We start from the raw sequence: 18,357 nt of genomic DNA, 5'->3' as shown, positions 1-18,357 counted from the left end.
GGTTAAGCACCGACAACAGATCACCGCTAAAATTCTGACTAGATCATTATCATTCAAACGGATAAATCCAGAAATGTTCTGTTCCAAAACGAGCTTGGATCTCTTTATCATTTAAAGGTTTGCTGCCCAACAGCTCAGCAGCTTGGAATTGGGAACGATGCGCCTGAATGGACGCCATCTTGTGCTTGAGGAAATCTCTCACATCATTGATAACCTTTGGCTCCCCAATCTCTACAATATTATTAGCAAAAGCTATACAGTGAACAGGAGGTCTTTCTTCCTTCGGAAGTCTTGCAACGGTTCGGATCACTGCGGCTCCAGTAGCATCGTGATCAGGATGAACGCTGTACCCAGGATAGAAAGTGATGATCAGCGAAGGTTTAAGCTCTTTCAAGAGCGCATCAATCTGCCCATCGAGCAAGACTTGATCTTCGAATTCTATCGTCTTGTCGTGAAAACCAAGCATTCTTAAATCCTGTATGCCAATAGCCTCGCAGGATTCCTCCAGCTCCTTCTTACGTATTTCCGGGAGGGTTACCCGATTCGCAAAGGGCGGGATGCCCATATTTCGGCCCATTTCTCCAAGCGTTAGGCATGCGTAGGTAACTTGGGTCCCATTTTGTATATGTTTGGCAAGGGTACCTGATATACCGAAGGCCTCATCATCCGGATGTGGCAAAATAACAAGAATATGTTTTTCCACAGAACTCTTCATCTCCTCTTCCATTAGAACGGCTCTCGGCTTAATTGTAACGATACGATCAGTTTGCCTTGAGCATCATGTCCAGCCATAATCAATCTGCCTGTCTCACTCTCTTCATAGTGAGTTAGCCCTTCCGAGTAAACCCAGCCCTGCGACATTTTTAAGCCGACCCGATAAGGACCGTTGCCGGAAATCGAACCATGGGAATATCGAATAACAGCATTGGTAATAAAAGTAGCGGCTGGATGCTTCGAACTATCTAAATGGGCAGCGTAGGCTCCCGTTGTCATCTCAAGATGGATATACAGATCCTGATCTTTAAGCAGGTCGATCCTATCTTGTACTTCTGATTGATTGATTAGCTGCAATGTTGCGCCTCCGTCTCTGACTGAATATATACATACAAAAAATAAGATCCATACCTTATAGAAGGACGGATCTGTTATATGATAAGCGGGTCCGTATTTCTTTTCAAAGTATAACGTGCAATGCTATGTAATTCAATGGATAGAGCGATCCCCTCCAAGTGTAACAGTAATGGACTGGCTTTTTACTGTTCACCTGAAGGGGATAATATCACTGAGAGGTTATGCTGTTTATATTAGATCACAAACTGATCTAACATCTTTATGATGACTTCACGCTTTACAGGCTTGCTGATATACTCGTCCATTCCGGCAGCTAGACAATTTTCACGGTCACCCTTCAAAGCATTAGCCGTGACCGCGATGATGGGCGGACATTTCTCTTGATGCTCATCTCTTAACATCTTCATAGCCTCTATACCGTTCATAATGGGCATGTGAAGATCCAATAAAATAAGATCAAAGGGTTCTTTCCGTGCTGCTTCAACCGCATCTATGCCGTTTGTGACGGCGATAACACTGTGACCCATTTTTTCGAGTATTTTGGTCAGCACTAGCGCATTGATAGAGTTGTCTTCAGCAAGTAAAATTCTTGCCTCACGTGCGGTATGAAGCTTGTTAATGTTAGCCTCTTGGCTAGGAATTACCACTGATTTCTTGGGCCTGATTGTGAAGGTAACCGACGTACCGCTCTTGCCGTCACTCTCCGCATAGATCTCACCACCCATCATTTCGACAATTCTGCGGCTGATGGCAAGGCCAAGACCCGTGCCTTCATGTCTCCGCATCATAAAGCTATCCACCTGCTCAAACGGTTCAAAAATATCAGTAAGCCGATCAGGATCAATTCCAATGCCAGTATCGGTTACCGTAAAGGCCAGCAGGAAGGGATCATCCTTTACAAGCCTCACTTTTACCGATATGCTGCCCGCGGGTGTGAATTTCACAGCATTCCCTAGCAGGTTCAAGAACACCTGCTTCAAGCGTTCCTCGTCACCGTAAATAAAGTCAGGAACATCATGATTTATGATGCTGGTGAGCTCCAGATGTTTTTGTTCAGCTTTTATTGCAATAACAGAAAAGCTGTCCTTGAGGCAAGTTCGCAGATCGAATGTATCCTCTTGTAGCTCGCTGCGGCCTGCCTCAATTTTTGAAAGATCAAGAATATCATTGATTATATTGAGCAGGATTCCTCCGCTTTTGCGAATGATTTCTACATATTCACGTTGTTCTTCATTAAGCTCTGTTTCAAGCAGAATATCAGTCATGCCTATCACCCCGTTCATGGGAGTGCGAATTTCATGACTCATCATAGCCAGGAACTCACTTTTAGCTCTATTCGTGGACTCTGCGGCTTCCTTAGCTAGCGACAATTGCCTTTGCTCGGAAATGTCCTTGCATATAAGATAAAATCCGATATTATGATTGTTCACATAAATAGGTGCAATACTGGTGAGCACTTCAACGACTTCGCTGTCCTTAGTGACAAGCTTATTGATATACTGCTCAACTGTATTATCGTAAAGGGCTCTTTCCAGAATGCGCTGGACATTCTCTTCTCCAATCAGACTCGCAAGCTTCATCCCGATCAACTCGGACTCGATGGCATAGCCCGTTATCTTTTCCGCCATACTATTGGTATTAATGATTCGACCATCAAGGTCAAAAGAAATGACGGCGTCATGGTTATATTTTTTAAGCGACGTATACCGTTCAACAGACTCCTGAAGGCGTTGCTCGGATTCCTTTTGCTTTGTAATGTTAACGATTTGGCAAATGAAGTATGCTGGCTGGTTCGACTCGTCGCTGAATAGGTGGAGCGTGAGCTGTCCCCAAATATAATCTCCATTTTTTGTGATAAACTGCTTTTCCATCTGCACTTCTGTTTCCTCACCCAAAACTGCTTTTAAATCATGAAGGTTGCCGAAATCCTCGGGGTGAGAAAGGTCTTCTAACCGCATACCCTCAAACTCTTCAGTGGAATAACCAAAAGTCTGCTCAAAGGCCGGGTTTACGGTCAGAATCAAACCATTTGGCGATAAAAGGGCGATCCCAAAGGAGGCGTGATTAATCACCTGTTGGTTGAATTGTTCCTGGTTTAGATTTACGCGATGCATAGCGACCTCCATGGGATGATGTAATTTTTGCGTGAAAAAATAGACCTTCTATTTAGAAGGTCCTATTTATAGCTTATAGTCTAATTTACCCACTTTGTTGTTAATTGAATCCGTTAATTTAACGGGATCGAATAGAACACTCTGGATCCTTTATTGTTCGTATACCAAATGATTTTGTCTCCACTAATAATAGGACTGCACTCTGATAAGGCAAAATGCTTGATCGTTTGGATGTCGCTAGTAGCTTTTCCCGCTCCATCTATAAGAACATATTTCAGATCACCCGGATGATTCTCTTTATCAAACTCCTGCCACAGCACCATCATTTTGTCGTCTGTGATTTTTACTAGCTTAGGGATGGACGCGATCAGGTTCGTGCCTACATATTTAGCCAAGGTAATGTGATTCACCGAATTACTGCTCAGGTTGGACTTGGGCAACACACTAAGCATGACATCCCTTTGGTCCGTTTCTAAACCCACCATCTCAAAAGATGTATACTCTTTGACTAGGGAATGATCTACCGAATTCATAGCGACTATATAGTTCGCCGGGGACATCTCAAATCCGCCTATAGAAACACCCGTCGCGTTCGCTCCGATTTTGCCGGGAATATTAAATAAATCCACTTCGTTATAACTGGCTCCGTCTCCTTTATTCAGAACAATCGAACGGGGATAAGCGTCGCCATGATCGACTAGAACATGCGCAGTACCATCAAACAATACATATTGGTCAAAAGAGTGACTGACATGATTCTTCTGGAATCTTCCCAGATCATTGGTCACGGTCATGGTTTTAGTATTTACAATAATGGTAAGCTGGGATTGATGATTTAATTTATCTTCTGTCGTGTATCTTGTACGTGAGGTGTGAAATACAAGCGTATCTCCAGCCTCAGCCATACTACCGGAGCCTGAATCAAACGGGCTAACGGTATAGCTCTCCCCACCCTTTATGGAGACACTGTCTACTCTATTGAAACTTTTATCATAACGGACAATACGAATGACTTCCTTGCTATCATTCTCTTCGCGGTTCTCTTGGCCAAAAGCAATATAGTTATACTTCTCCCCACTAAAGAAGCCACCAAACACCGGAAGCTCAAAAGGAATGCTCTTATTGCCTGTTAGTTCGTACTTCTCATTGTACGTTTCAATCGTAAACTCTTTGTTCGCCTCAATAACACTTACAGTCCCATCCTTATTATTCACAAGATAAGAAGAGGCCGTACTTTTCCATCTAGGAAAATAAGAAGATTCCGCATTACTCTCAGCTACAGCCGCCGTCTTTACCCGGTAAGCATGATCTGGGATTGTGGAGAATAACGATATGCGATCAGACTGAACGTCAAATTCAATATCGAACGGAATTTTACCCGCCAAATCTCTCAACTGAAAATAATTGTTATCATCAATATTGTACGCCGTAATAGACTGCAACTGTCCATTGACCAACACCTTAGAATTTGAAAGCGTAGCTGCATAATTTCTATTGCGGCTATAATAGTTACTTGTTGTTTTCTTTTCGGGCGTATAAGCTTGTCCAGTTATGATCTCAATCGCATTGTTCGCTTTATTCCAAGTGATATCAAACTGGCTGCTCGTTCCCGAGAAATACTCTGCCAAATCGCGTAGTCTGAAATAATTGTTATTCGATATGTTGAACCCATTCAGGTTCCGCTGTTCTCCATCAAAATATGTACTGCTCTCGGTTACCTTAGCCTTCACCGTACTGCTCGCAAAGGTTGTAGTGCCGAGCGCTGGTATAACCAGTAATACAATTAGCAAAACACTAAAAATCCTCTTCATCCGTCTTTCCTCCATTAGATATAATCATTAGCTATTATATTTATCGGTAATTTGCTGTGCCGCCTTAATTTTGAAATGAACGTAAAAAGCACAATCTGCATAGTCTCGCGATCTGCGTTCTATCGTTTGGTTGGGACAACCCGTTTCTCAAGAAAAAAGCCGGCCAAACTCAGGACAATACACCTGAAATTTAGTCGGCTGAATATTAAACTTAGTTTGTTTTAGAAGCAGGAAGCTTTTTTAATGTAATCTTTCATCAAACATGAGTTGGATTTGAATACCAAAGGGATCTTCAATGATACCGTAGGCTTTGCTAAACACATTGCTGGATAAAGGAGCAATAATTTTCACGCGCTCGTCTGTGATTAAGCTTTTATAAAAACCTTCAATCCCCTCTAAGTCAGCACTTTGAATACATAATGAAGTGTTATTGCCCACTGTATATTTCTCATTCGTATTCATTGTATCTTCTGCTATCATTATTTTTGTTTTTCCGATTAACAGGACAGAGTGAGTAATATAATCCTTATTTTCATCCGTAAGCTGTATGGAGCTGTCACGCTCTGCTAGTTGTTGATAGGTAACACGTAACAATTCATCTGCATCAAAATGCTTCTTGTAAAATTCTATAGCTTCCTTAGCTCTTCCATTCATCGATAAAAAAATAGCTACTTCTAGGGTTGTACTCATAGTATAAATCTCTCCTTTTTATATATTTGATATCTGGCCTTAAACTTATTATCCTATATAAAGGCATCAAAACATGACACCTTTATAAGGAGTTTTATATATGAAAAAATCAGAACGGTTAAATGACATGATGAGGTACTTAAACAATCGAGAATTCTTTAATTTAAGTGATCTCATGGATAAATACGCTATTTCAAAAAGTACAGCTCTACGCGATATTAGTTCATTAGAACAATTAGGTATGCCTATTTTCGCGGAACATGGAAGACACGGACGTTATGGACTTTTAAAAAACAGATTGTTATCCCCTATTATTTTCACGATAGATGAAGTCTATGCGCTGTATTTTGCCATGCTGACATTAGAATCTTATCAATCTACACCCTTTCATTTAAGTGTTAACAAGCTAAACGAAAAGTTTGAGCACTGTCTATCGAGTACACAAATCAACCAGATTCACAAAATGAAAAAGGTCCTGCAATTCGAAATGTATCAGCATAAGCATGTCAGCCGTTTTTTAGATAAAATCCTAGCAAGTATTCTAAATGAGAGTGCCTGTAACATTGAATATACAAAAGAAAACCAAACAAAAAGCTACCCTGTTCAATTCTTTAGGATTTCCGCTAAGTTTGGTCAATGGTATGCCACTGGAATAGAGCTTACGACGAATACATATAGAGTTTTTAGATGTGATCGAATAACCTTCATTGAAGAAAAGGAAAACAAAACTCGTTATTCTATAGAAGAACTTCTTAGTCGTTCATTAGAAATCTATCAGTCTGCGAAAAGTATTGACTTTGAAGTTGGGATTGCGGAACAAGCAAAGGATATTTTTTATAAAGAACATTATCCTTCTATGGAAATAGAGGTGGGTCCGAAAACAGTCATTAAGGGATTCTATAATCCAGGTGAAGAGGATTTCTTGGCTAATTATTTTATGCGATATGGTCATGCTGTTACATCCGTGAAACCTGAAGCCTTAAAACAAATGATTCAGAATAGAATAGAGAATCTCTTACATCATTATCAAAAATTATAAATTGGAAAAAAAAGAGGGGTCTACGCCCCTCTTTTTTGTATGGATTAAGATTTTATTTTTCCGATGGATAGACTCACTCGATAATTCCCATGATTCAAAAGTTGAGCCAGAAATGCCTCAAGCTCCTCATTAGAAGCAAAATGTCCGGTTAATACATAACATCCTTCTCCGCTAATTCGATGCACTTCGGTAATAGCATCCTCTGCCATCACGAACTTCTGAAATAAAGGATGATTGGCTGATTCCACAAAAAATGTAATAAAGGCTGTGATAGACAGACCTAGCTTTGCTTTATTAGTAACGATCGTATATTGCTCGATAACCCCCAAATCTTCTAAACGCCTAATGCGATTTCCGACCGCTTGGCCGGTCATATGTATCTTTTGGCCAATGTCCTTCCACTGAATTCTGGAGTTTTCTCTTAGTAATGCTAGTATCGCAAAATCGATATGATCAAAAATAAAAATCAATCCTTTCGTCATGAAAGCAAATGGACATATAGCGTTTCGCCAACTTATTCAGCATTTAAGCATGAATATCTATACTTAGTTATATCCTGATTCACTAGTTAGTAGCCATTGAAACAGTGATAACTAAAACACTTCAAAGGAGGCCCAAGAATGCTATTACAAGAAATTTTGGAGTATAACGATCAGTTCGTAGAAGACAAGGAGTATCTACCTTATGAGGGAACGAAATTCCCTAAAAAACGCATGATTGTCGTAACATGCATGGATGCTCGACTGATTGAGCTGCTGCCTAAAGCCCTAAACATACACAATGGGGATGCCAAAGTCATCAAAACAGCAGGTGGAACGATTACCCATGCATTTGGAAGCATCATGCGCAGTATCGTAACGGCTGTCTACGAACTGAATGCGGAAGAAATTTATATCATCGGTCACCACAATTGTGGCATGAGTCAAAGCAACCCTGAAGGAACACTTCAAAAAATAATGGATCGCGGAGTCGCGACACCAGAAATTCTTTCTTCACTTGAATATGCAGGTATCGATCTTCATAAATGGTTGTTCGGCTTTACGAATGTCGTAGATTCGATTAGAGGAAACATAGATCTGGTGCGTAATCATCCGCTCATTCCGAAAGAGGTAGCTGTTCATGGTCTGGTGATTGCACCAGACACTGGTAAACTCGATCTGATTGTAAATGGATATGAACAAGTAACAGGCCACGACAAGCACTAAGCGATACTCATTATACTAAACTAAAGGGAGCAATGAAATATGAATAGAAAAGAAGCGACACAACAGATATTGGACGCTAAATTTGCAAAAGGATTAACTTGGGGCGAAATCGCAAAGGTAAGCGAGCATTCAGAGAGCTGGGTTGTAACTGCACTGTTGGGTCAAGCAACAATGACACGTAATGAAGCAGATAAAATGGGGGAATTGCTTGAACTCGACGAACAAGTGGTTCAAGCGCTCGCACAAATCCCACACCGTGGTGATGTCATCGATATGCCGCCTACAGATCCAGGATTGTATCGCCTATACGAAATGCTGCTTGTATACGGTCCAACGATTAGAGAACTTGTTTTAGAGAAGCTTGGCGAAGGTATCATGAGCGCAATCGATTTCCAATTCGACGTACAAAAGCAAGAAGATCCGAACGGTGACCGCATCATTCTGACGATGAACGGAAAGTTTTTGCCATATCGCAAATGGTAATAGATTAATAAGCAAGCCACCTTTTAACGATTTCAAATCGAAAGGTGGCTTTCATTTTCCGTATAGATTGTAAAGTTAACAATAGTAAAGGTGAGTTGATATGGAGAATAAACGCGTTACTAATAGTCTCAGTACTGTACAATGGTTTATTTTTTTGCTAGCCAATGCAGTGGCTCTGCCCATTGTCATTGGAGGTATTTTTCAATTGTCGTTTGAACAAATTTCAACCTTAATGCAGCGGACGTTTTTCGTTGTAGGAATCAGTTCGTTTATTCAGGGGTGCTTCGGACATAAATACCCTATTGCAGATGGACCTGCGGGATCATGGGTAAGTATCTTTGTCATATTAGGCAACTTAGCCTTCATTCAAGGGCAAGATCAGATGCATACATTACAAATTCTAGAAGGAGGATTAATCGTAGCCGGTCTTCTTCTCTTCGTATTAGGAACTACAGGGCTAGTTTATAGGCTTCAATTTTTATTTACACCCTTAGTTTCAGGTTCATTTTTGTTCATTCTCTCCTTGCAATTAAGCGGTGTATTAGTCAAGGGCATGCTTGGATTACAGGGAACAAGCGCCGAACCAGATGTTATGGCAGCACTCATATCCTTTTTTATTTTTGGACTTGTTATTTTTCTCTCTATTAAAGGAAGAGGATGGATTAGTAGTTACGCCGTACTGATTGGAATCGGCTTGGGTTCGGGACTATTTGCAGCATTGGGGAAAGTGAGGCTAACATTTACAGCTTCAACTCCCGTCTTGAAGTTCCCTCAAATTTTTGCTTGGGGAGTACCTCAATTCGATCTAGGGATCGTGATTACCTCACTGTTGTTTACGTTTTTGTTAGTATCCAATACAATTTCTTCTATTTCCGCTGTAAAACAAGTAGTTCTGGTTGTACCGAAAGATGAAAAAACAGCATTAAGTCGAGGGATTTGGACGGGAGGGATCTCTCATATACTAGCCGCCCTATTCTCAACGATAGGCGTTGTTCCATTGCCAGCCTCGGCGGGCTTTATGAAATTAACGGGGCAAAAGCGAATTCGGCCATTTCTTATGGCCTGTCTGTTACTAACCGTTATCGCGCTTATGCCGTCCGTTGTCAATGTGCTAGCGTTACTTCCAGCGCCAGTAGCCAGTGCAGCACTTCTAGCTACTTTTGTACAAATCGTAGGGATTGCATTCCAATCCTTGTTGCGGGAACAGCTTGATCATCGCCGATTAACGATACTAGGAATAACGTTGTTGGTGAGCATCGGACTTATGTTTTTGCCTCCAGCGGTATTTCAGAGTCTTCCTTCCACACTTCGATATATTTGCAGTAATGGTCTGCTTGTCGGCACTATACTGGCCATGCTTTTAGAGCAATTGTGGAAGGGTGAAAAGAAAATAAGCCATTATCAAAAAATATAAAGCTAATCAAAAGGGGTGAAAAACATAGCTTGGAGAACTGCCTTAGCCTTTTTGAGGTTACGCGTATCCAGTTGGTTAAGCATGTCTACGATTTGACTCATTTCATCGTTTTTCATTGCCTCAAGAGATTCTCCAGTGTTTAATAGTTCTTCTTCAGCAACCGATTCCGAATGAACCCATGACGCTTCCAAAGTATCCTCGAAGGCTTGGATTATAAATAACAATTCATCTGTGTTATATCTCTGTAGAAACCGGTTTATCCCTTTATTCATCTGCTTATGTAGGGCTAAATGCAAATCGAATATTTCTTTACCTAGAGGTGTTGTAAGAAACAGCACTTCTTTTTTATTATCGGGGAGAAACTCCGTGCGAATAATTTCTTGTTGCACTAATTTTCTAGTGATTTTGGACACGCTGCCTTTCGGAATTCCGAATTGCTTCGAAATGGTAGTGCCATTCACCGGCTCAAGCTGTCCAATCGCATCTATTACATGCAGCATCATGACTGTGGAGTCTTGGAGGAAATCAATGATAAGGGGGTTACTGCAGTTCTGAATCAACCATTCCTTCTCTTCATCATCCTCCGATTGAAATCGCTTTTGTAGTTGGGGAATCATCTCTATCATTTTTTTTATCAAAATATCCTTATTAGGTAAGTTCTCGAAAGAATGCGTCACTGTTAAGTCTCCTCGTAAATTCATCTTATGCACATTTTAACAAGACACAGATCATAAATAAAGTTTCCTAGAAATAATATTGACAACAAGGAAACTTAAAACGTATTATTGTTTCCATGGTTAATATTTTATTTCAAGGAAACAATAATACGAAAAGAAGGTATTTATATGAATGTCTTACTTATTTTTGATCATCCATACGGAGCAACAGCGTCCGAGAATGTCCCCCATCAGCGAAGCTATTCCGCAGCCTTATTAGCCTCCGTAATGCGAGGTCTCACCATCAAAGGCCATACGATTGATCTTATCGATCTGCATGCCGATGGATTTGATCCCGTCATGTCGCACGAAGAACTCACTGCTTGGCGGCAAAAGAGAACCCCCGACCCGCTAGTCGCCAATTATCAGCAGCGTCTTATAGCAGCGGATCATATTGTCTTCATTTTCCCTATATGGTGGGAAGCCATGCCCGCTCTTACCAAAGGTTTCCTTGATAAGGTATTCGCAAAAGGCATTGTCTACGAAGAAACTAAACCTGGGCGGCCCTTCAAATGCTTACTCCCGAATATTAAAGGAGTGTCCCTGCTGACCGTAATGAACACGCCCGACTTCTTTTATCGTTGGATTTTTGGCAACCCCATCACCAAAATTCTATTTAGAGGCACCTTCCGCAAAATGGGAATACGGAAGAACCTCCGTTGGTATAATTATGCCGGGATGTCAGATCGCAGCTTAGAAGAGCGGGTGAAGCATCTTGATAAAACAGAACAACGGTTTGCACGACTGGACTAAACTAGACTAGATCAAATTACTCAAGCGCTGACTGATTCTGAGAACTGAATCTCTGGTTTCTTCATCTCCCTAAGCACCAGCAATCCAATGAATAAGGATACAACGCCGATAATCATCAGCAGCGCCCCCAGCTCCTGACTGTAGGCTGTTAGCGCCCCATCCCGAAAAGCCATTCCACGTATGAGGCGATTAAGCCAGTTCATAGGTAATACCCATGCGGAAATTTGAAAAAACTCTGGAAAGGCAAGTGGACTCAGCTGGATTCCAGTAGCAAGAAACGACGGATACAACACGAAATTGGTTCGTAAATTAACTTTGGATACATCTTTGGCAGTATAACCAATCAACAGACCCATAAGCGACAAGGCAAAGGCATATACAAACAGTGGAATAATAAACAGATAAGGCGCTGCTTCAAAGCGCATTCCCCCCACCTGCTTTAATAAGCCATAACATAGGAGCAGCGAAATAGTGGTCAAAACAGCGTAAGGTACACTGCGAACCCAAATCTGCCAAGGAGACTTCCCGTTTGCAAAGAGTTTCCCCTCCTGCCGCAACCGAGGGACAATTGAACCCGCTGCGCTTGTTGTAATCATCAGCACCACAATATTCACAAATCCAATGACCATAAAACCCACATAACTTGTGGTCGGGTTAAACAACATCCGCTGCTGGAGAGATAACGGAGAAGCAAGCCCTTTAGAGGTTTCGGCATCCATCCCCTTTTGGAGGAACCGGGTCATAGAAAGAGTCACATTTTCCGTCTGGATGACTTCCTGAATCGCAGTCCGGATGCTGGTTAACCCTGATGGCATTGTATTATCCATTAAGATGCCAATATTCGTTGATATCCCCTGCTGCTGATGTTGCCCCAACTCTTTGGGAAGCATGATGACCGCTACAGCCTGCTCATTTGCTAGTAACGTCTCTGGGTTCAGGCGGCTGGAGTACACATTTGTTACGTTCATATATGGAGAGGCATTTATCTTTGAGATCAGCTGTCGTGAATACGAACTGTGATCCTCATCAATGACAACAACATGCGATTCGCTGATTTGGTTCTTCGAGAACATTAAGCCAAAAAATAGGGCCGCAATAAGCGGACCTATAAAAATCAGGCGTAAATACTTACTGCCCGCCACGTACTTCCATTCGTCAATCAGTGACTTCATCGAGCTTCACCTCCGCTGTCATCCCCGGAAGCAAATCAGCATTCCCATCCATAGTTACACGGACAAGAAACATGCTTAAATCGGCTTGCCCTTTTTCACGTGACATACGTAAGCTCGCAAATTGAGGCGCAGCTGCGATAGATGTAATTACACCTGTCACCTCCGTTGGGTGCTCCAAATATGGAAAATGAACGCCAATACTTTGATTCACCTCTAGCTTTTGGATTTCACTTTCTTGTATGTAGAGATCTGTATAAAAGCTGTTTTTTTGCAAAACCGCCATTGGCATTCCTAGCTGGACTAGATCCCCCGGCTTTACAATAATCTTGTTGACTGATCCGTCCTCCGGCGCAACTACATCCGTTTCTCCTTCAGCAGATTTAACCTTAAACAGCACCTCTCCCTGTTTTATAGAATCACCTGCAGCCACACCGACCTCGACAATTGACCCTGGACTATTCTGATAAAATATTGTCTTCTGCTCCGCATCCAGAATCCCTTGTTTCCTGCTCTCAGCCTGACTGACTGCATCCTTTCCTTTTACAGCAAGAAGCGCCCCTCCAACAATCAGCACAATCGCAATTCCTATATATAGCCCTGCTTTTATCTTCATTTTCCACTCTCTTTCATCACCATTTTTTTAACTGCATTTTCAGCAGCCTCCATAATTACTTCTCCCAATGTGGGATGAGGGTGAATGGTCATCCCCAAGTCCTCCACAGTGGCTCCCATCTCAATAGCAAGAGCAAGCTCCGACACGAGTGTGGATGCCTCTACTCCAACGATTTGCGCACCCACTACGACTCCTGAATTTAGGTCCGCTACAAGCTTGACGAAACCTTCCGTCTCCCTCAAGGCCAAGGCTCTTCCGTTAATCCCAAAGGAGGATTTGCCAATAACCAGCGAAATGCCTCTTGCCTTTGCTTCTGTTTCACTTAAGCCGACACTGGCCAGCTCTGGGTGCGAAAAAACAACGAGCGGGATGGCTCGATAATCAACTTCGGAGGAGAGACCTGCAATGGCCTCTGCCGCAATCTTTGCTTCGTACGATGCCTTATGAGCGAGAGTCGGGCCTGCCGTAATATCTCCAATTGCAAAAATATGCGGGATAGCTGTTCTGCACTGTTCGTCCGTCGCAATCAATCCCCTACTCGTCACTGGCAAGCCTATGCGATCTAGTCCTAAATTGCCGTCTGTATTTGGTTTTCTGCCCACAGTAACTAACACATATTCCGCTGTAACATGCTGCTGTTCCTGATTTTTTAAATAATGCAGTGTAATGGTATCTGCACTCTCTACTACGTTCACAGCTGTCGCTCCGGTAATAATCTTCATGCCATCGGCTTTCAGCTGCTTTCCAACAGGGCTCACAAGCTCCGCCTCAAATCCAGGCAGCACTTGTTCTCCCCCTTCCAGAATCGTTACCTTTGTTCCGAATTTGGCATACATCTGCCCCAGCTCGACACCAATATAGCCCCCACCTATAACTACTAGGCTAGTTGGAATCTCAGGGAGCGACAGCGCTTCTGTGGAAGACAAAATACGTCCGCCAACAGGAAAGGCTGGCAGCTCAATCGGACGAGATCCTGTAGCCAGGATAGCGTTTTTAAAGGATAAGGTTTGCTCCTGTCCAGACTGACTGATGATAGCTGTATGTTCATCCACCAAGCTAGCCTCTCCTTCGAAAATGCTCACCCCAGCAGTCTTTAATAAATAACTGACTCCACCTGCCTGCTTATTCACAACTCCTTGTTTAAAATCCTGAGCATTTTTAAAAGATGCTGACGCATCTGCAAAATTGAACGGTCTGAGCAAATTATAGCGATGTGATTCAGCAATTAATGCTTTGGATGGGATACATCCAACATGTGTGCAGACTCCGCCAAGCTGGTTGCGTTCAACAATCGCTGTTTTCAACCCAAGCTGTGCAGATCGCAGCGCCGCCACATAACCTCCCGGACCTGATCCAATGACCAATGTTTCTACGGCTTCAAGCTTACTCATCTCCTGATACCTCCTGTTGAACTTTTTAAAATATGATGATCGTAATATATTATTACCATCATATTTTAAAACAGTCAATAACCTTACCTCGCCTTTCACGAGCTAACTTTCTCAGAATCGCTAAATTGACAGGCTTTATTATGACGCCTATAATATTTTAAAAGTAGAACTATGAAGCTGTGGAGTGATTACAATGCCGTACCCCAAAGGTCATAAAATAAAAGTGCGAAATAAAATCGTTGAAAGTGCTGCTCAGGCTTTTCGCACCAAAGGTATTCACGATGTAAGCGTTCCGTTCATTATGAAGGGGGCCGGATTAACTCATGGGGGGTTTTATTCCCATTTTGACAACAAAGAACAGCTTGTCGCGGAAGCCTGCCGGTATGCCATCAGCGATACCATCGCACTTCTGCAGAAGGTCGCTGACCAGGAAGAGCAGAACCCCAAAATCAATGCTGTCATTGATTATTATTTAAGTCCGTATCACCGCGACAAAATGGAGATGGGCTGCATTATTCCTGCCCTTTCTAGCGAAATATCCCGTTCCTCAGAAGAAGTTCGGCAGGTATTCACGCAGGAACTGGAGCGGATGATTGCTTTTATCTCTAATCTGGCGGGAATTGACGCGTCCAAAGGTAGTGCACTGTTCAGTACTATGGTTGGCTCCCTTGTTCTTGCACGTACGGTTAAAGATCCTGAACTGAGCGACAACCTACTCTCGTCTGGCAAACAGTATGCCAAAGCGATAGTAAGAGCCTAATATAAAAAAACACGCCAATAAATGGCGTGTTGTAGTTAAATTTATTAAAATTCTTCATACGATGCGGGATCTTGATCAGCTATGCGACCTGTTGGCGAGGTTAATGCGGAAATAACGGTCATCTCCGCTTCCGATAATTCAAAATCAAAAATATTCAGATTATCACGCTGATGCTCTAGAGAAGAAGCCTTTGGAATGGGAATAGCCCCAAGCTGTATATGCCAACGTAAGATAACCTGAGATATCGATTTATTATGAACCTTGCCTATTTCCGCTATTTCCTCATTTTCCAGTACACTGCTAGCCCGTCCCAATGGACTCCACGATTCAATCACTACCCCATGCTCTTTGTTCCATGCACGTTGCTCTTCCTGATTAAAATGAGGATGCAGCTCAATCTGATTCATACTCGGCGCTACACCAGTTTCTTGTATCAAACGTTCAATATGCTCCGGCAAAAAGTTACATACACCGATGGAGCGAATCAAACCTTGCTTACGTGCCTCGATCATCGCCTGCCAGGCCTCAACATATAAATTCACTCTAGGGTTAGGCCAGTGGATGAGATAGAAATCATAGTAATCCAATCCGGCTCTGAATAAAGACTCCTGTATAGTAGACAACGCTTCTTTATAAGAGTGATGGCGTCCTGGCAGTTTGGAGGTAATGAGTAGCTCTTCCCTAGGCACAGAACTTTGCCGAACAGCCTGGCCTACAGCACCCTCGTTCTCATAATTAAACGCAGTGTCGATCAGACGATAGCCAACATCAATCGCCTTAGTGATGTTTTGTGCTCCCTCAGTTCCGTTTAACGCGTAGGTACCAAAACCAATCGCAGGCACCTTCACTCCATCGTTCAATACGATTTCAGGTATTCTCTCAGTCATCGTCGCTCTTCTCCTTTGTTGTCATTTAAACCCCAGTCGATCCATCTTATAATTATTATAACATCCTCATAGTAAACTCAATCATCGGGTCACCTGAACAACCTCTAGCCTATTAGTAAGCCGCTTTCGTGGGCATCCGATTTATTTTTTATAGTAAAATGAATCTACAACACAGGATTTTCGTAATGTTATGAATTAAAAGTAGAGATAAGAGGTGTATCCAATGAAGGAGCAATATCCTGCTAGGCTTGAATTGTTCGCAGACAACGCTCAGAGGATCAAAAAAGCTTTCCCATGGCAAAATGCAATGGTTAATCGGTTAGCGGCACTATTGTATGCTGTAGAAGACAAAGTTGCAGATGACGAAGCCATCCGTGCCAGCTATGAGCTAATTAAGGAGAGTACCGGGATTTTCTCTCAATTTAGAGGGACTTCGGTGATCAGCATTGCTGCCCTGCTCTCTCTTTCTGACGAGAAGGAAACTCTGCTTGCAAACACACTTGCCGTGTATGATTTAATGAAGGAAGCCAAATTCAGAGCCTCTGATTATCTCGTCGTTGCTGCCTATCAAATCGCTGCTAATGAAACATCGGATCAATATCAGCGTACGGTAGAACGGGCAAAGCTATTTTACGATAGTATGAAGGCAAAACATCGTTTCCTTACCGGACAGGACGATTATATCTTCTCCGCGATGCTTGGTCTTTCCGATATCGATGTTGAGAGTGGCGTGGACCGCATGGAGCAGCTCTATGTAACACTTAAGCCCGAGTTTATGTCAGGCAACAGTGTGCAAGCCCTGACCCAGGTATTGGTTCTTGGGGAAGAAGCCCCTCAAGCAGCGGACCGTGTATTGGCATTAAGAGATGCATTTCGTGCACAGGGTATCCGGCTAGACAAGGAATATACCCTCTCCTCACTGGGCGTGTTATCCCTGCTCCCTTGCAACAAGGAGGACATCGTTACTGATGTCTCGGAGACTTACGAATTTTTGCGTACAAAAAAGGGCTTCGGGAACTGGTCTATTGGCAAGCAGGAATTACTGCTCTTGTCTTCTGCACTGGTAGCCTTCAGATCTGTGGAGGATGTGCAAAACGGCGTATTAACTACGATGCTTTCTACCAACATTACCAATATTGTAATTGCGCAACAGGCTGCTCTTGCCGGGGCAGCGGCTGCATCAGCTGCGGCTGCAGCTTCTTCTTCGAATTAGATAGATTGAATCGTGAGGGAAAGATATGGACTCAATAAAAATCTTCACAACTAGAAATGAAGAATTGTTAAACCGTCTACTGAACATTTGGGAATCATCCGTGCGGCATACTCATCTTTTTCTATCCGAGCAGGAGATTGATGCTTTGCGGCCGCTGGTCACGCAGGCGCTTGAGGGCATAAGCGATTTGTTTGCTTTTACAGATGATGAGGAACAGTTGCTTGGCTTCATAGGGGTTCAGAATAATAAGATTGAAATGCTGTTCGTAGAACCTGCTGCAATGGGAAAAGGGGTTGGAAAAGCGCTAGTAGCTTATGTCATGCAGAAACTCGCCGTACACCTCGTGGATGTGAATGAGCAAAATCCCCAAGCTTTAGGTTTCTATGAGCATATGGGATTTCAGGTTTTTGAGCGTTCAGCACTCGACGAACAAGGTAATCCTTTTCCTATCCTGCACATGTCGCTGAAGTAGCTTTTTCCTATGCAGGAGACAGTTCAATGCATTTTAATATTGTAAAAAGACAACAGAGCAGCGATTCTCTCGTTTGAGAACGCTGCTCTGTTGTTTAGTTGTCTGCAGTTTAGGTTGGCGAAGCTAGGAGCGGATAGGAGAAGCTAGGCGTAGATAGGAGGAGCTAGGCGAAACGGCTCCGAGTATTCGGTTCAGCTGTATCTTCATCTAATTCTAGCTCTACCCCTACTTCTACTTCTGCTTCTGCTTCTACTTCTACTTCTACTTCTACTTCTACTTCTACTTCTACTTCTACTTCTACTGCTTCTACTGCTTCTGCTGCTGCTACTGATACTGCTGCTACTGCTGCTTCTGCTTCTGCTTCTGCTTCTGCTTCTGCTTCTGCTTCTGCTTCTGCTTCTGCTTCTGCTTCTGCTTCTACTTCTACTTCTACTTCTACTTCTGCTTCTGCAACTACTTCTAAATCTACGCATAAACCCTCATGCACATCGCCGAATCATAGCTCCCTATTGCTTGCGGACTCAGATGACACTATTTGCTCATTTATCGCCTT

Annotated in this window: 20 protein-coding genes; 8 read left to right on the top strand and 12 right to left on the bottom strand. The window is 42.7% G+C overall.

Annotated features, from left to right (window positions below; genetic code table 11):
- Positions 1-49: 49 nt before the first annotated feature.
- From bshB2 to MHI25_RS04200, 5 genes are all read right to left on the bottom strand, one after another.
- Positions 50-703, bottom strand: a complete 654-nt coding sequence (gene bshB2 / locus MHI25_RS04220; RefSeq protein ID WP_038574105.1) for a bacillithiol biosynthesis deacetylase BshB2 — start codon at positions 701-703, stop codon at positions 50-52.
- A 23-nt stretch (positions 704-726) separates the two neighbouring features.
- Positions 727-1,071, bottom strand: a complete 345-nt coding sequence (locus tag MHI25_RS04215) for a YojF family protein (RefSeq protein ID WP_076128602.1) — start codon at positions 1,069-1,071, stop codon at positions 727-729.
- Between the two features lie 233 nt (positions 1,072-1,304).
- Positions 1,305-3,185 (bottom strand): PAS domain S-box protein, encoded by a 1,881-nt coding sequence (locus MHI25_RS04210; RefSeq protein ID WP_076276980.1) that lies wholly within the window; start codon positions 3,183-3,185, stop codon positions 1,305-1,307.
- Between the two features lie 113 nt (positions 3,186-3,298).
- Positions 3,299-4,996, bottom strand: a complete 1,698-nt coding sequence (locus tag MHI25_RS04205) for a hypothetical protein (protein WP_340395029.1) — start codon at positions 4,994-4,996, stop codon at positions 3,299-3,301.
- Positions 4,997-5,236: 240 nt separating this feature from the next.
- A complete protein-coding gene (locus tag MHI25_RS04200; RefSeq protein WP_076185108.1) occupies positions 5,237-5,686 on the bottom strand; it encodes a VOC family protein in 450 nt (149 codons plus the stop codon).
- A 100-nt stretch (positions 5,687-5,786) separates the two neighbouring features.
- Between MHI25_RS04200 and MHI25_RS04195 the strand changes: the two genes are divergently transcribed.
- The gene (locus MHI25_RS04195; RefSeq protein WP_340395028.1) at positions 5,787-6,725 is read left to right on the top strand and encodes a YafY family protein; all 939 of its coding nucleotides are present in this window, start codon (positions 5,787-5,789) and stop codon (positions 6,723-6,725) included.
- Between the two features lie 44 nt (positions 6,726-6,769).
- Here MHI25_RS04195 and MHI25_RS04190 read toward each other — a convergent pair whose 3' ends face one another.
- Entirely contained in the window at positions 6,770-7,207 is a 438-nt protein-coding gene (locus MHI25_RS04190; RefSeq protein ID WP_076185110.1) for an Lrp/AsnC family transcriptional regulator, read from the bottom strand.
- A gap of 138 nt (positions 7,208-7,345) precedes the next feature.
- Between MHI25_RS04190 and MHI25_RS04185 the strand changes: the two genes are divergently transcribed.
- The 3 genes from MHI25_RS04185 to MHI25_RS04175 all read left to right on the top strand — a co-directional run bounded on the left by MHI25_RS04185 (position 7,346) and on the right by MHI25_RS04175 (position 9,827).
- The gene (locus MHI25_RS04185; RefSeq protein ID WP_076185111.1) at positions 7,346-7,930 is read left to right on the top strand and encodes a carbonic anhydrase; all 585 of its coding nucleotides are present in this window, start codon (positions 7,346-7,348) and stop codon (positions 7,928-7,930) included.
- Positions 7,931-7,969: 39 nt separating this feature from the next.
- On the top strand, positions 7,970-8,413 hold the full coding sequence (cynS, locus tag MHI25_RS04180) for a cyanase (RefSeq protein WP_076302909.1): 444 nt from the start codon (positions 7,970-7,972) through the stop codon (positions 8,411-8,413).
- Between the two features lie 100 nt (positions 8,414-8,513).
- Entirely contained in the window at positions 8,514-9,827 is a 1,314-nt protein-coding gene (locus MHI25_RS04175) for a purine/pyrimidine permease (protein WP_076302908.1), read from the top strand.
- Positions 9,828-9,829: 2 nt separating this feature from the next.
- On the opposite strand, the gene MHI25_RS04170 is transcribed toward MHI25_RS04175, so the two are convergent.
- The gene (locus MHI25_RS04170; protein ID WP_340395027.1) at positions 9,830-10,504 is read right to left on the bottom strand and encodes a winged helix DNA-binding protein; all 675 of its coding nucleotides are present in this window, start codon (positions 10,502-10,504) and stop codon (positions 9,830-9,832) included.
- Positions 10,505-10,672: 168 nt separating this feature from the next.
- Here MHI25_RS04170 and MHI25_RS04165 point away from each other — a divergent pair, with 168 nt between their 5' ends.
- Positions 10,673-11,296, top strand: a complete 624-nt coding sequence (locus tag MHI25_RS04165; RefSeq protein ID WP_340395026.1) for an NAD(P)H-dependent oxidoreductase — start codon at positions 10,673-10,675, stop codon at positions 11,294-11,296.
- A 20-nt stretch (positions 11,297-11,316) separates the two neighbouring features.
- Here MHI25_RS04165 and MHI25_RS04160 read toward each other — a convergent pair whose 3' ends face one another.
- The 3 genes from MHI25_RS04160 to lpdA are packed head-to-tail and all read right to left on the bottom strand — an operon-like array spanning position 11,317 to position 14,472.
- A complete protein-coding gene (locus tag MHI25_RS04160) occupies positions 11,317-12,468 on the bottom strand; it encodes an ABC transporter permease (protein WP_339189579.1) in 1,152 nt (383 codons plus the stop codon).
- Positions 12,452-13,081: an HlyD family efflux transporter periplasmic adaptor subunit gene (locus tag MHI25_RS04155; protein WP_076128586.1), complete on the bottom strand. Its 630-nt coding sequence runs from the start codon at positions 13,079-13,081 to the stop codon at positions 12,452-12,454. The genes MHI25_RS04160 and MHI25_RS04155 overlap by 17 nt, the downstream gene beginning before the upstream one ends.
- Complete coding sequence (gene lpdA, locus MHI25_RS04150; RefSeq protein WP_340395025.1) at positions 13,078-14,472, bottom strand: dihydrolipoyl dehydrogenase; 1,395 nt, start codon at positions 14,470-14,472, stop codon at positions 13,078-13,080. Before lpdA ends, MHI25_RS04155 begins: the two co-directional genes overlap by 4 nt.
- 193 nt (positions 14,473-14,665) lie before the next feature.
- On the opposite strand from lpdA, the gene MHI25_RS04145 reads away from it, so the two are divergent.
- The gene (locus tag MHI25_RS04145; RefSeq protein ID WP_340395024.1) at positions 14,666-15,232 is read left to right on the top strand and encodes a TetR/AcrR family transcriptional regulator; all 567 of its coding nucleotides are present in this window, start codon (positions 14,666-14,668) and stop codon (positions 15,230-15,232) included.
- Between the two features lie 44 nt (positions 15,233-15,276).
- Here the strand turns inward: MHI25_RS04145 and MHI25_RS04140 are convergent, their stop codons facing one another.
- The gene (locus MHI25_RS04140; protein ID WP_076308493.1) at positions 15,277-16,119 is read right to left on the bottom strand and encodes an aldo/keto reductase; all 843 of its coding nucleotides are present in this window, start codon (positions 16,117-16,119) and stop codon (positions 15,277-15,279) included.
- A gap of 223 nt (positions 16,120-16,342) precedes the next feature.
- Between MHI25_RS04140 and MHI25_RS04135 the strand changes: the two genes are divergently transcribed.
- Together MHI25_RS04135 and MHI25_RS04130 are read left to right on the top strand one after the other, a co-directional pair.
- Complete coding sequence (locus tag MHI25_RS04135; RefSeq protein ID WP_076308492.1) at positions 16,343-17,332, top strand: DUF4003 family protein; 990 nt, start codon at positions 16,343-16,345, stop codon at positions 17,330-17,332.
- 25 nt (positions 17,333-17,357) lie between these two features.
- Positions 17,358-17,804 carry a GNAT family N-acetyltransferase gene (locus MHI25_RS04130; RefSeq protein ID WP_340395023.1) on the top strand — a complete coding sequence of 149 codons (447 nt, stop codon included), beginning with the start codon at positions 17,358-17,360 and terminating at the stop codon, positions 17,802-17,804.
- A gap of 163 nt (positions 17,805-17,967) precedes the next feature.
- Here the strand turns inward: MHI25_RS04130 and MHI25_RS04125 are convergent, their stop codons facing one another.
- On the bottom strand, positions 17,968-18,291 hold the full coding sequence (locus tag MHI25_RS04125) for a hypothetical protein (RefSeq protein WP_340395022.1): 324 nt from the start codon (positions 18,289-18,291) through the stop codon (positions 17,968-17,970).
- Positions 18,292-18,357: the final 66 nt, after the last annotated feature.

The sequence above is a fragment of the Paenibacillus sp. FSL E2-0177 genome (assembly GCF_037992975.1).
In the GTDB taxonomy this organism is placed as follows: domain Bacteria; phylum Bacillota; class Bacilli; order Paenibacillales; family Paenibacillaceae; genus Paenibacillus_AQ; species Paenibacillus_AQ odorifer.
The sequence above is the reverse complement of the archived record's forward strand: the minus strand, read 5'-3'. Positions and strand labels throughout refer to the sequence as shown.

Coding starts and splice junctions, on each gene's coding strand:
- MHI25_RS04210 (WP_076276980.1), bottom strand. CDS start 3,185: ATGCATCGCGTAAATCTAAACCAGGAACAATTCAACCAACAGGTGATT.
- MHI25_RS04205 (WP_340395029.1), bottom strand. CDS start 4,996: ATGAAGAGGATTTTTAGTGTTTTGCTAATTGTATTACTGGTTATACCA.
- MHI25_RS04200 (WP_076185108.1), bottom strand. CDS start 5,686: ATGAGTACAACCCTAGAAGTAGCTATTTTTTTATCGATGAATGGAAGA.
- MHI25_RS04195 (WP_340395028.1), top strand. CDS start 5,787: ATGAAAAAATCAGAACGGTTAAATGACATGATGAGGTACTTAAACAAT.
- MHI25_RS04190 (WP_076185110.1), bottom strand. CDS start 7,207: ATGACGAAAGGATTGATTTTTATTTTTGATCATATCGATTTTGCGATA.
- MHI25_RS04185 (WP_076185111.1), top strand. CDS start 7,346: ATGCTATTACAAGAAATTTTGGAGTATAACGATCAGTTCGTAGAAGAC.
- cynS (WP_076302909.1), top strand. CDS start 7,970: ATGAATAGAAAAGAAGCGACACAACAGATATTGGACGCTAAATTTGCA.
- MHI25_RS04175 (WP_076302908.1), top strand. CDS start 8,514: ATGGAGAATAAACGCGTTACTAATAGTCTCAGTACTGTACAATGGTTT.
- MHI25_RS04165 (WP_340395026.1), top strand. CDS start 10,673: ATGAATGTCTTACTTATTTTTGATCATCCATACGGAGCAACAGCGTCC.
- MHI25_RS04160 (WP_339189579.1), bottom strand. CDS start 12,468: ATGAAGTCACTGATTGACGAATGGAAGTACGTGGCGGGCAGTAAGTAT.
- MHI25_RS04155 (WP_076128586.1), bottom strand. CDS start 13,081: ATGAAGATAAAAGCAGGGCTATATATAGGAATTGCGATTGTGCTGATT.
- lpdA (WP_340395025.1), bottom strand. CDS start 14,472: ATGAGTAAGCTTGAAGCCGTAGAAACATTGGTCATTGGATCAGGTCCG.
- MHI25_RS04145 (WP_340395024.1), top strand. CDS start 14,666: ATGCCGTACCCCAAAGGTCATAAAATAAAAGTGCGAAATAAAATCGTT.
- MHI25_RS04140 (WP_076308493.1), bottom strand. CDS start 16,119: ATGACTGAGAGAATACCTGAAATCGTATTGAACGATGGAGTGAAGGTG.
- MHI25_RS04135 (WP_076308492.1), top strand. CDS start 16,343: ATGAAGGAGCAATATCCTGCTAGGCTTGAATTGTTCGCAGACAACGCT.
- MHI25_RS04130 (WP_340395023.1), top strand. CDS start 17,358: ATGGACTCAATAAAAATCTTCACAACTAGAAATGAAGAATTGTTAAAC.